This window comes from Streptomyces abyssomicinicus (assembly GCF_008974245.1).
Classification (GTDB): Bacteria; Actinomycetota; Actinomycetes; order Streptomycetales; family Streptomycetaceae; genus Streptomyces; species Streptomyces abyssomicinicus.
Map to the genome: position 1 here is coordinate 640,792 of NZ_BBZI01000005.1, position 12,301 is coordinate 653,092.

Below are 12,301 nucleotides of genomic sequence, written 5' to 3' on the forward strand. Positions count from 1 at the left end.
GGAGCCGTCAGTGGAAGCCGTGGACGACGGCGTGCCCCCTGCCGCGGCCGATCATCCACTTGTTGACCGGGGTGGTCACCAGGAACGCGACCGCGAAGCCGCCCAGCAGCGCCGACCAGAACAGGCCGTCGGACAGGTGGGCGTCCATCGCCCCGGGGACCAGCGCGATGATCCCGTTGTCGACCAGCTCCATGACCGCGATCGAGACGGTGTCGGCGGCCAGCGCCACCTTGACCGCGGCCCTCAGGCCGAGCCCGGCCCGGCGGACCGCGAACAGGGTGAAGGAGTAGCCGAAGACGAAGGCCAGCGCGATCGCCAGCACCATCGTCGGGACGTTGCCCCACATCAGCGCGGTGCCGATCACCATGCCGAGGATCTCGCCGACGGCGCAGCCGGTCAGGCAGTGCAGCGTCGCCTTCGCGGCCATGGCCCACGACGCCCCCGACCCGGCCGGACGGCCGCCGTGGACGTGGCCGTGGCCGTGGTGGTGCCCGTGCCCCTGCTCCTGACCGTGGTCGTGCCCGTGGCCGTGCGCGTCACCGGTGTGATCCGTGCTGTGCTCCATGACGGTTCTCCCCATCACTGTCAGGCGGCTCTCGGGAGGGACCGGCCGCGGCCCCCGCACCCCTGAACCATATACCCCCTGGGGGTATTCCGGGAGTGGCGTCCGGCCATGCGGGAAGGCCCGTGGGGCACCGGGGGCGGCTCCGGCCGCGGGCGTACGGCGCCCCTCGCCTCACCCCTCGTGGTGCAGCGCGCCCAGCAGTGCGTCGGCGGGGTCCCGTGGAGCCGTGCGGGCGACGGCCGCCGCGGTGTCCCGGCCCTCCGTCGAGAGGCACCAGCGCAGCCATCGCTCCAGCGCCGTGGGGCACACGTGCTCCCCGGGCACGACCGCGGGCCACCCCCACACCCGCCCCTGCGCCGACACCTTCGCCCCTCCGGCGACCGGGTCCACCGCCACCACCGGCACCCCGGACCGCAGCCCGAGCACCAGCCCGTGCAGCCGGTCCGTCACCACCGCGTCCAGCCGCCGCAGCACCGCCTCCAGCTGTCCCGCCGTCGCTGCCCGCCGCCAGTCGCGGGTGTCCAGCCGCGTCTCCAGCTCCAGCCGCGCGCAGTCCACCTCCGCGAGCCATCCGGTGACCGCCGCGGCCACCGCGTCGTGCAGCCGCCGCCCGGCGTACTCGTGCTGACCGTGGGTGAGGATCACCCCCACCACCGGCACGGCCCGCCCGGCCGGGGCTCGGGCCGCCAGGTCGGGGGCCGCCGCCCCCGCGGCGTCCCGAGCCAGCACCCGGTGGAAACCGCGCGCCGCGGCCGACGCGGGGTCGACCACCGACACCCCCACCGCGATCCGCACGCAGTCCGCGAACCGCTGGTGGAGCCGCTCGATCTGCCACCCGTGCACCGGCCCGCACGTGAAGACGAGGTGGGAGTAGGAGGCCGGATCGGCCTGCTCGAGGGAGAGGTCCCCCGGCCGGAAGCCGGGGCTCCAGGCCACGTCGTAGGGCAGCCCGGCCCCGTCCAGCACCTCGCGGACGCGGTCGAGCGCCAGCACGTCCCCGGCGGTGGCCTCCCCGTGCAGGAAGCTGAACCACCCGGTCACCAGGATCCGCCGTACCGGGCCCCCGCCCGGCGGGAGCCCGTGCGCGGCGTCGTCGGTCGTACGCACAATGCCGGACGAGTCCCCGCCCCGCCGCAGGTCAAGCGCCCTACGGCCGGACGATCCGCCGGATACGCGGAGAATCGGCTGAGATCCGAGGCAAAAGACCGTTTCATTGGTTTTGTCCGTGTCTACCCGTTGGGGCGAGCCGAGTGTGGAAGGAGGGTGATGAAATGATCACCCGAGACCAGATCCCCGCTGTCCTCGACCATCCGGTGTACGACGGCACGGGCACGAAGATCGGCGAGGCCAAGCACGTCTTCCTCGACGACGCGACCGGCCGCCCGGAGTGGGTGAGCGTCAAGACCGGCCTCTTCGGCGGCGGTGAGACGTTCGTCCCGATCCGCGACGCCTCGGTGGTGGAGGACCACCTCGAGGTGCCGTACACCAAGGACAAGGTCAAGGACGCCCCCGACGTCGTGGTCGACAGCGGCGGTCACCTCTCCCGCGAGGAGGAGCACCGCCTGTACGAGTACTACGGCGTCCAGTGGGACCAGGCGTGGGAGGAGTCCACCGGCCAGGGCCAGGGCCAGGGTCAGGGCCAGGCCTCGACGTCCGGCCGGAGCGGCAAGGACGCGGGGACGGCCGGCGCGGCCGGTGCGGCCGGGGCCGCGGGGGCGGCCGGGGGTGTGGCCGGAGGCATCGCCGGCAAGGCGTCGTCCGCACGCGGGCGCAAGGCCGGGGAGGCCGACGACACCGGCCGGGCCTACGCGGGCGGTACCGGCGCGGAGGGCCGCAGCTCCGGCACCGAGGCGCGCGGCAAGGGCTTCGAGTCCCGAACCCGGTCCGGCGCCGCAGGGGACGTCGGCCAGGAGACGGCCGAGAACGCGATGACGCGCTCCGAGGAGCGCATGCACGTACGCGTCGAGCGTCAGGAGAGCGGCCGGGCCAGGCTGCACAAGTACGTCGACACGGAAGAGGTGCAGCAGAGCGTTCCGCTGCGGTACGAGGAGGTCCGCGTCGTCCGCGAGCCGATCACCGACGCCAACCGTTCCTCGGCGCTCTCCGGCGAGCCGCTGAAGGAGGCGGAGTACGAGGTGACGCTCCACTCCGAACGGCCCGTGGTGGAGACCGAGGTGGTCCCGGTCGAGCGGGTCCGGCTCACCACGGAGGAGCGTGTCCAGAACAAGACCGTCACCGGCCGTGTCCGCAGGGAGCGGATCGAGACGGAGGGCTTCGAGTCGTCCACGGGCACGGACGCCTCGTCCTCGCCCTCACCCGGCGTGGACGCCGGCGGTCTCGGCGGCGAGGGCGGAGGCCGCGGCAAGCACCGCAAGGGAGGAAGGTGACAGCCCTTCCACAGCTGGACGGGGGGCGCTGCGGGTCGCTCGTGGTCGTCCGCAACGCCCCCCGGTCTTCGGCCCGTTGTCGGGGTCAAGGTCAGCCTAGGAGGATGCCCACCCGGCGCACATGAGGGACTGCCCTGCGGGGCGGACCGAGGGTTTTCCCTCCCTCGGCCCGCCCCGTCCACGCGCGCGGAGCCACAGGCCCCTCGCCCGTGTCGCAGTCCCGTCCCGGGCCGCCGTCCCGCGTCGCCGTCCCGGGCCGTCCGTCCCGGGCCGTGCCGGGGCGACGCGTGCCGGGTGCGCCCGGGTGCCTCCGGAGGCAGGTCAGCCGCCCGCGTGGCCCGCGGTGAGGCGGACGATGTCGATACGGGAGCGGATGCCCAGCTTCCGGTAGACCCGCGTGAGGGTCGCCTCCACCGTCTTCACGCTCACGAACAGCCGCCCCGCGATCTCCCGGTTGGTCGCCCCCTCCATGACCAGGCCGGCCACCTGCCGTTCCATCGCCGCGAGCCCCTCCAGCGCCGCCGCCCCGGCCCGGCCGGGCCCCGCGGCGGCGGCCGGGCCGGAGACGGGCGCGGGAGCCGCGTGCGCCACGGCCTCCACCCGCCGCAGCCACGGCAGCGCCCGGCACCGCCGGAACAGCCGTGCCGCCTCCTCCAGCGCGCCCGCCGCGTTGCGTCCGTCGCGGGACAGCAGCTCGGCCCGGGCCAGCAGGGTGCGTCCCTCCGAGAGCCGTCGCCCGAGCCCGGCCAGCCGGTCCCGGGACCGCCCCAGCAGGTACTCCGCCCCGTCCGGATCGCCCTCCGCGGCCAGCGCGAACGCCTCCGCGCGGTCCAGGACCGCCAGCACGCCCTCCCGGCCCAGCCGGGCCGCGCGGACCCGGGTCTCCTCCACCAGCCGCCGCGCCTCACCCGTCTCCCCGGTGCGCACCAGGGCCTCCGCCAGGTCGCCGTGCCAGCGGCTGCCGGCCGGGTCGTCCATGCCGACCCCCGCCTCCAGCGCCCGCACCCGGCGCAGCACCCGGACCGCGTCCGCCGGGTCGCCCGAGGCCAGCCGCACCTGGCCGAGCGCGGCCAGGGCCCGGGCCAGGAAGATCTGGTCGCCGTCGCGCTCCGCCGCGCGCACCGCCTCCTCGGCCAGCTCCCCGGCGCGCGCCGGGTCGCCGCCGGCGGCCTCCGCCAGTGCGGCGAGCGCCCCCGCCGCGGCCTCGCCGATCCCGGTGTCGCGGGCCAGCCGCAGGGTTTCACGGGCCAGGTCGAGGGCCCGCCCGCAGTGCCCGGAGCGCAGCTCCGTCTCGGCGAGCAGCCGCAGGTACTGCACCTCGGCCTCGACCATGCCGCGCCGCCGCGCGCCGCGGAGCAGGGCGGTCACGGTGGACCGCGCCTCGTCCAGCCGGTCGCCCATCAGCATCCAGCGGCAGTGCACCGCCCCGGCCCCGTTGGGGTCGCAGGCCACCGCCTCGTCCTGGGGGGCCTCGAGGGCGCGCGCGATCGTGGCGGGGGCGTCGGGATGGCCGCGCAGCACCTCCATGTGGGCCTGGAAGGCGAGCGCGAGCAGTTCGGTCCGGCGGTCCTGCCCCGCGGCGGCCAGCCGCGCGGCGCGCGCCGCCTCCTGGTGGGCGCGGCCGCTGTCCCCCTCCACCAGCAGGGCCTGCCAGGCCAGCTGATGGTGCACCAGGCCCAGCAGGCGCGGGTCGTCCCCGGCGTCGGCGAGGGCCTGCGGGAGGACGGCGTCCACCTCCGCCATCGCCTGGCCGGCCGAGTCGATCACCACCATCCAGGCACGCACCCGGTCGGCCGCCTCGGTGGCCCGGCGCAGCACGTCGTGGGCGATGTCGCGGGCCAGGTCGGTCTCACCGGCGGTCAGCGCGTCCTCGGCGGCGCGCAGCCGGTGTGCGTCGGGGGAGTGGGCGCCCGGGGAGCTCGGTGACGTCCGCGGCGCGTGCCGCGCCGCCAGCAGGCCCAGGGCGGCCGCGACCGAGGGGGCCCCGCGGTCGCGGGCGAGTCCGGCCGCCTCGGAGAGCCGGGCCGCGACCTCGGGGTCGGCGCCCGCGGTGGCGAGGGCGAGGTGCCGGGCGCGTTCGATGGGGTCGAAGGCCGCCCGGGAGAGCGCCGCGTGGACGGCCCGCCGCTCCGGGCCGTCGGCCGCCGCGTAGAGCGCGGACGGCACCAGCGGGTGGGTGAACCGCACGGTGCGGTTCTCCGGGTCGGCGACCAGCACGCCGAGCGCGCAGGCGCGCTCGACGTCCGCCTCGGCGTCAGGCCGCCCGGCGGCGTGCAGCAGGGCCAGGGTGGGGCGGGCGCCCGCGGCGGCGACCAGCAGGGTCCGGCGGGTCTCGGCCGGAAGCCGGTCCAGCCGGCCGAGCAGGAGCGCGCTCAGCGAGGTCGGGACCGGCAGCGGCTCGCCCGGCCGGGGCGCCGTCGGGCTCTCGGCCAGCGCGCGGCCGAGTTCCAGCGCGAACATCGGGTTGCCGTCGCTGGCCGCGCCGATGGCCCGCACGGTGGAACGGGGCAGCGACCGGTGCCCGCGGCGGGTGAGCAGCGCGGAGATCTGCCCGCGCTCCAGCGGGCCGACCCGCAGCGCCTCGGAGTCGTGCGGCAGACCGCGCAGGCAGGTGCCGACGTCCAGCCCGTCGGGGCTGTCGGTGCGCAGCGCGCAGAGCATCCGCACCCGGCTGCCGTTGATCCGCCGGGCGGCGAACCCGAGGAGCTCGGTGCTGGCCCGGTCCAGCCACTGGAGGTCGTCCGCGACCACCAGCACCGGCCCTTCGGCGGCCAGGGCCCGGAAGGCCGCCAGCACGGCCAGCCGCAGGGCCAGGCCGTGGTGCCCGTCCGGCTGCAGCACCGTCTCACCGTGCCCGGTGAGCGCGGCCTCCAGCGCCGTGCGCTGGGCGGCCGGCAGACGGTCGGCGACCCGGTCCAGGACGGGGCCGAGGAGATCGGCGATGGCCAGGAAGGGGAGATGGGATTCCGACTCGGTCGCCGAACAGCGCAGCACCGTCCGCGACTTTCCGGCATATTCCGCTGCCAGTGCCCTCACGACCGTCGATTTGCCGATTCCGGCCGGTCCGTGGAGCAGCACCCCGCCGCCGCGGTCGAGTCGTCGCCGGGCCGCGGCGAACAACTCCTCCTGGCCGATGACCTGCTCGTTCGTCAGGCCGGAGCGGTGGTCGGCTGGGTCCTGGAGGTCGTGTGGCACGGTCACCGCTCCCCTCGAATGTCGTGTCCTGGCCAATGGTAAGCATCGGCTCCCGGGAATCGGACGGCTTGCGGGCGGGGCCTCTCCCACAACGCCGGGCGTCCGGAGCGTAATTGAAATCCGGGAAAAGGAAAGGGCGCACCCGGGCCGAATACCGCTTCCGGGCGGCGGGCCGGGGGAGGGGCCCGGTGCCGGGCCCGGCGGCCGGTCCGTCCCGCGGCGGGCGGTGGCCGGAACCACACCGTCGCACCGGCCGCCGGGTACCGGGCGGCGGCTCCCCGTGCGTCGCGGCCGGGCGTGGTGGCGGCCGTGGCGGACGCCCCGTGCGGTGACGCGCCGTGGGGTGACGCGCCGTGCGGTGACCCCCCGTGCGGTGACGCCCCGTGCAGCGACGCCCCGTGCAGCGACGCCTGGCGGAGCAATGCCCGGTGGAGCGACGCGCCGCTGACGCGCGGCAGCGCGCGCGGCCCCGCCCGGGTCGGCGGGGCCGCGCGCGAAACCGCCGGCCGTAACTCCCCGGGCGGGGAGGTCACCCCTCGGCCAGGGTGTCCGCGGCCTCGTTGACGGCCTGCGGCGTGCCCGTGCGGTCGAGGAGGAAGAGCGGGATCTCCAGCTGCCCGGCGCGCTCCAGGGCGGGCGGGTCGTACCCGGCCAGCGAGAAGTGGACACCGCGCGCCGACTCGGTCATCGCGGTCAGCCACAGGCACTCCACCGCACGCGCCGACGAGGGCTCGGTGCCCGGGTCGACGTGGGCGATCAGGCCGCGGGCCGACAGGGCGATGCCGGACGGCGGCCGCTGGTCGGCGCGGCGCACGTCCGGATGGCCCAGCCACCGCAGGTACAGCGCCGCCGCCGAGACCGCGTCCAGCGGCGTGCGGATGGTCACCGGCTGGAAGGCCGGCCGGCCCGCCGACGGACCGGTGGCGCCCTCCGCGGTCAGCACCGGGAGCCGCAGCACCACACCGCAGGGGCAGCCCAGTTCCGGCCACGGCCACTGCGTGGGCAGGGAGCACCGGGGGCAGTGCACGGTCACCCAGCTCTCGTGCCAGACCCGACGGGTCAGCTGGACCGGTTCGCCCGAGACGTCCAGCGCAGGGGCCACGGGAGTGCCGCAGGCGCAGGGGAACGCCGGTACCCGGTAGACGTGCTCGCGCCGGCAGGCCGGGCAACACACCGGAACCTTTTCGGACATGGCCACTCCAGGACGTGATGCGGTCGGACTCCCATGGTGCTCCCGACCGGGGCCGTTTGTCCGTCTCTTGACGCCCTTTCGACTCCGCTTCTACGCTGATTCCGTATAACAGAAGAAGTTTTCCGCATCCCGGAAAGAGGTCGTCCGTTCCCGACGTCCCCGGCACCGGGAACGGCCCGACAGGGAGGTGCGCGATGGCCCGTACGACCGCTGCCCGCGCGGCAGTCGAGATCCTGGTCAGGGAAGGCGTCACCGAGGCGTTCGGCGTGCCGGGCGCGGCGATCAACCCGTTCTACGCGGCGATGCGGGCCTCGGGCGCCGTCCGCCATACCCTGGCCCGCCACGTGGAGGGCGCCTCGCACATGGCCGAGGGATACACCCGGGCCGTGAGCGGCAACATCGGTCTCTGCGTGGGCACTTCGGGACCCGCCGGCACCGACATGATCACCGGCCTGTACTCGGCGTGGGCGGACTCGGTCCCGATCCTCTGCGTCACGGGGCAGGCGCCGACCACGGTGCTCCACAAGGAGGACTTCCAGGCGGTCGACATCGCCTCCGTCGCCCGTCCGGTCACCAAGTGGGCGGTTACCGTCCTGGAGGCCGCCCAGGTGCCGGGAGTCTTCCAGCAGGCGTTCCACGTGATGCGCTCGGGCCGCCCCGGGCCCGTGCTCATCGACCTGCCGGTGGACGTCCAGCTCGCCGAGATCGCGTGGGACCCGGACGTCTACCAGCCGCTGCCGGTCCACCGCCCGGTGGCCTCCCGGGCCCAGATCGAGAAGGCGTTCACCCTGCTGGACGCCGCCGAGCGCCCGCTGATCGTCGCCGGGGGCGGTGTCGTCGGCGCCGACGCCTGCGAACCGCTGCGCGAGTTCGCCGAGTTGACCGGGGTGCCGGTGGTGCCGACGCTGATGGGGTGGGGCGCCCTGCCGGACGACCACGACCTCAACGCCGGCATGGTGGGGCTGCAGACCTCCCACCGCTTCGGCAACGCCACCTTCCTGGAGTCCGACTTCGTGCTGGGCGTCGGCAACCGCTGGGCCAACCGGCACACCGGGCGCCTGGACGTCTACACTGCCGGGCGGACCTTCGTGCACGTGGACGTGGAGCCCACCCAGATCGGGCGGATCTTCGCCCCCGACCTGGGTATCGCCTCGGACGCGCGTGCGGCGCTGGAGCTGTTCGTCGCCGTGGCCCGGGAGCGCAAGGAACGGGGCGGGCTCCGTGACCGCTCGGCCTGGGCGGAGGCCGTCCAGGAACGCCGGGCCCGGATGGAGCGCCGCACCCACTTCGACGACGTGCCGGTGAAGCCGCAGCGGGTGTACCAGGAGATGAACAAGGCGTTCGGCCCCGGGACGCGGTACGTCACCGCCATCGGGAACTCCCAGATCGCGGCCGCCCAGATGCTGCACGTCCACCGGCCCCGGCACTGGATCAACTGCGGGCAGGCCGGCCCCCTCGGCTGGACCCTCCCGGCCGCCCTGGGCGTGGCGCGCGCCGACTCCTCGGCGCCGGTGGTGGCGCTCTCCGGCGACTACGACTTCCAGTTCCTGATCGAGGAGCTGGCGGTCGGGGCCCAGCACCGCATCCCCTACATCCACGTCCTGCTCAACAACGCCTACCTGGGCCTCATCCGGCAGGCGCAGCGCGCCTTCGCGATGGACTTCGAGGTCAACCTGGAGTTCGAGAACGTCAACGCGCCGGAACTCGGCGGGTACGGCGTCGACCACGTGAAGGTGGCCGAGGGGCTCGGCTGCAAGGCGATCCGGGTGACCGAACCGACGCGACTGGCCCCGGCGTTCGAGGAGGCGAAACGGCTGGCGGCCGAGTTCCGGGTCCCGGTCGTGGTCGAGGTGATCCTCGAGCGGGTGACCGATGTCTCCATGTCGGTCACCAACGACATAGGCGCCGTGGTGGAGTTCGAGGAGACCGCCACCGAGCCGTGGCACGCGCCGACGGCGCTGCGCACACCGAAGGGGTGATCCCGCGCTGCTCCCGCGGGCGTGAGCCGGACGCTCAGTAGCCGCCTCCGCAGCTCGAGCCCCCGCCCCAGCCGTGGCCACCGCCGTCGGAGTGGCCGCCGGAGCCCCCGTCCGGGCCGCGCCCCTCGCCGCTGTCGCTGCCGCCACCGTCGCCGTCGTGCAGTTCGCGGTACACCCTGGTGGTGAGTCCGCCCGGCGCGTCGGGCGGTTCACCCAGCAGGTCCCGGCGGGTCGGCGGCTTACCGGTCAGCATGGCGTCGCGGGCCAGGTGCGGCTCGGCCAGCAGCAGTGCCTGGTCCCCGTGGAGCGCCACCGCCGTCAAGGCGCTGTCGTCGTCGGCCAGTTCGGCGGCCCGGACCGGAGGCGGGTGGGCGGCGCGCAGTTCCCGCAGCGTCCGGTGTCCGGCGCGCGTCGGGACGGGGAGCCGCCGCCGCAGCAGGCCCTCGGCGGTGAGCGAGGCCCGGACCGTGGTGACACACATCCGCACCCTGGGCCGCGCCATCAGTTCCAGCAGCGTGCACCGCCGGTGCAGCGCGGCGTGGACCGCCTTCTCCAACGGGTGCGCGGCCCGGCCGGACAGCGGGCCGGTGGTCCTCAGGACCCCGGGCTCCGCCGCCTCGACCAGGCCGCGCCTGCACAGCGCCACGACCGCGACCGTCACGGCCGCGCGGTCTCCCCCGCGCAGCACGGCGACGCGGTACACGTCGAGCGGGCGTCCCCCGCCGCCCCCGCCGTGTCCCCCCATGGCGTTCCCTCCCCCGTCACTCCGACTCCCCCGCGGCCGGAACGAGGTCCGCCGCCCCCGTGCCGGCGGACCCCGTGCGGACAACAATGCGCCCTGGAACCAAGTCTGTTGAAGGGAGGGGAGCGCTTTCAGAGGTTCATTTGAGGTTGGGGTGCTCCTCCAGTCCCGGCCACTCGCCGGGACCCCCGCCCTGCCAGTCGATCCGGTCTCCGCCCTCCAGGTCGCCCACGTCGAGGTCGGCCAGCCGGAGGATTTCGCGGACGTCGTCCAGGTGGGAGGCGACGCCCAGCGGCTCGTCGTCCAGGGTGACCCGGCGGGAGCCGTCCAGGCCCGGCGGGTGCACCACGATGTCAGGTCCGTTCATGTCCCCAGGCTGCTGCGGACGGGGCGGACGCGCACCTCGGCGGGCCGCGCTCCCGCCCCGGCGGCCGCTACGGCCGGACCTCCGTGCCGGACAGCCGCTCCACCGCCCGCAGCAGCGCCGAGTGGTCCAGGCCGCCGTCGCCCTGGGCGCGCAGACTCGCCACCAGCTGGGCGACCAGCGCCCCGGCGGGCACGGCCGCGCCCACCGCGCGGGCGGCCTCGGTGACGATGCCCAGGTCCTTGTGGTGCAGATCGACACGGAAGCCGGGGCGGAAGTCCCGCGTCAGGAAGCCGTCCTTCTTCCGGGTGAGCACGGCGGAACCGGCGAGGCCGCCGTTCAGCACCGTCAGGGCCGCCGCCAGGTCGACCCCGGACTTCTCCAGGAAGACCACCGCCTCGGCGCAGGCCTGAAGGTTCACCGCCACGATCAGCTGGTTGGCCGCCTTGACCGTCTGCCCCGCGCCGTGCGGGCCGCAGTGGACGACCGTGCGGCCGAGAACGCCCAGGAGCGGGGCGGCGGCGTCGAAATCGTCCTTCCCGCCGCCGACCATGACCGACAGGGTGCCCTCGACGGCACCCGCCTCACCGCCGGACACCGGGGCGTCCAGGACCCGCAGCCCCCGCTCCGCGGCCGCCCGGGCCAGCTCCACCGACGTGCTCGGAGTGATCGAGGACATGTCGATCAGCAAGGCCCCCGGGCGGGCGTGCCGCAGGATGCCCTCCGGCCCGTAGGCCACCGCCTCCACCTCGGGGGAGGCGGGGACCATGGTGATCACCACGTCGGCCTCCCGGACCGCCTCGGCCACCGAGGCCGCCGGCACCCCGCCCGCAGCGGCCAGCCGGGCGAGCTTCCCGGGTTCCAGCGTGTGGCCGGTGACCCGGTAGCCGGCCCGCAGCAGGTTCTCGGCCATGGGGGAGCCCATGATGCCGAGGCCTATCCAGGCGACCCTGGGAAGCGTGTTGCCCATCCGGTCCTCCAACCGCCGTTCGGGTGACTGTCAGTCGTGCCGGCGCGGACGGCGTGCCTCGCGGGGCAGCCAGGCGAACGCCTCCTCGCCCGTCCGGGCGCCGGGCGCGTACTCCAGGCCCACCCACCCGTCGTAGCCCGCCGCGCCGAGCCGCTCCAGCAGACCGGGCAGCGGCAGCCGCCCCGTGCCGGGCGCGCCGCGGCCGGGACGGTCGGCGATCTGCACGTGGCCGGTGACCGGCGCGTACCGGTCGATCACCGCGGGCAGGTCCTCACCGTTCATCGCCAAGTGGTAAAGGTCCATCAGGAAACGGCAGTTGCCGAGGCCGGTGCGCTCGTCGACCCGGTGCGCGACCTTTGCCGCCCCGGCCGCCGACACCAGCGGATACCGCGGCGACTCCCGCGCGTTGAGCGCCTCCACCAGCACCACGGCGCCGATCCGGTCCGCCGCCCGCGCCGCGAACGCCAGGTTCTCCAGGGCCAGTTCGTCCTGCTCGGCCGGGTCGACGCCCTCGAGCCGGTTGCCGTACAGCGCGTTCAGCGCCCGGCAGCCCAGCGAACCGGCGAACTCCACGGCCGCCTCCACGTTGGCCCGGAACCGGTCCGACTCCGCGCCCGGCAGGCTCAGCGCGCCGCGGTCGGGGCCCGGCAGCAGCCCGGCGTAGAAATTGAGTCCGGTGAGCCGCACCCCGGCCTTCTCCAGCGCCTCGCCCAGCGCGTCCAGGCGCCCCGGGGCAGGCGCCGGTTCCCCGGGCCACGGCCACCACAGCTCCACGGCGCCGAACCCCGCGGCGGCCGCCGCCGCGGGCCGGTCCAGGAGCGGGAGCTCCGTGAAGAGCATCGAGAGATTGACGGTGTATCGCTGACCGGCGAGACCCATGGAGCGGTACCCCTCGTGTAGTTCGCGC

General features: G+C 75.4%; 10 protein-coding genes. 2 read left to right on the forward strand and 8 right to left on the reverse strand.

What is annotated here, in order from left to right:
* Positions 1-7: 7 nt before the first annotated feature.
* A complete protein-coding gene (locus tag GBN72_RS02575) occupies positions 8-565 on the reverse strand; it encodes a DUF4396 domain-containing protein (RefSeq protein ID WP_151769972.1) in 558 nt (185 codons plus the stop codon).
* 171 nt (positions 566-736) lie between these two features.
* Positions 737-1,672 carry a polysaccharide pyruvyl transferase family protein gene (locus GBN72_RS02580; protein ID WP_439959725.1) on the reverse strand — a complete coding sequence of 312 codons (936 nt, stop codon included), beginning with the start codon at positions 1,670-1,672 and terminating at the stop codon, positions 737-739.
* Positions 1,673-1,836: 164 nt separating this feature from the next.
* Here GBN72_RS02580 and GBN72_RS02585 point away from each other — a divergent pair, with 164 nt between their 5' ends.
* A complete protein-coding gene (locus tag GBN72_RS02585; protein WP_151769973.1) occupies positions 1,837-2,952 on the forward strand; it encodes a DUF2382 domain-containing protein in 1,116 nt (371 codons plus the stop codon).
* 321 nt (positions 2,953-3,273) lie between these two features.
* Here the strand turns inward: GBN72_RS02585 and GBN72_RS02590 are convergent, their stop codons facing one another.
* Complete coding sequence (locus tag GBN72_RS02590; protein WP_164540329.1) at positions 3,274-6,153, reverse strand: helix-turn-helix transcriptional regulator; 2,880 nt, start codon at positions 6,151-6,153, stop codon at positions 3,274-3,276.
* A gap of 523 nt (positions 6,154-6,676) precedes the next feature.
* Entirely contained in the window at positions 6,677-7,339 is a 663-nt protein-coding gene (locus tag GBN72_RS02595; RefSeq protein ID WP_151769975.1) for a hypothetical protein, read from the reverse strand.
* A gap of 194 nt (positions 7,340-7,533) precedes the next feature.
* Between GBN72_RS02595 and gcl the strand changes: the two genes are divergently transcribed.
* Complete coding sequence (gene gcl, locus GBN72_RS02600; RefSeq protein WP_151769976.1) at positions 7,534-9,318, forward strand: glyoxylate carboligase; 1,785 nt, start codon at positions 7,534-7,536, stop codon at positions 9,316-9,318.
* A 34-nt stretch (positions 9,319-9,352) separates the two neighbouring features.
* Here the strand turns inward: gcl and GBN72_RS02605 are convergent, their stop codons facing one another.
* The 4 genes from GBN72_RS02605 to GBN72_RS02620 all read right to left on the reverse strand — a co-directional run bounded on the left by GBN72_RS02605 (position 9,353) and on the right by GBN72_RS02620 (position 12,273).
* Complete coding sequence (locus GBN72_RS02605) at positions 9,353-10,063, reverse strand: TIGR04222 domain-containing membrane protein (RefSeq protein ID WP_151769977.1); 711 nt, start codon at positions 10,061-10,063, stop codon at positions 9,353-9,355.
* A 136-nt stretch (positions 10,064-10,199) separates the two neighbouring features.
* The gene (locus GBN72_RS02610; protein ID WP_151769978.1) at positions 10,200-10,427 is read right to left on the reverse strand and encodes a hypothetical protein; all 228 of its coding nucleotides are present in this window, start codon (positions 10,425-10,427) and stop codon (positions 10,200-10,202) included.
* Between the two features lie 67 nt (positions 10,428-10,494).
* Positions 10,495-11,394 (reverse strand): 2-hydroxy-3-oxopropionate reductase, encoded by a 900-nt coding sequence (locus GBN72_RS02615; protein ID WP_151769979.1) that lies wholly within the window; start codon positions 11,392-11,394, stop codon positions 10,495-10,497.
* Positions 11,395-11,424: 30 nt separating this feature from the next.
* Positions 11,425-12,273 carry a TIM barrel protein gene (locus GBN72_RS02620; protein WP_151769980.1) on the reverse strand — a complete coding sequence of 283 codons (849 nt, stop codon included), beginning with the start codon at positions 12,271-12,273 and terminating at the stop codon, positions 11,425-11,427.
* Positions 12,274-12,301 lie beyond the last annotated feature (28 nt).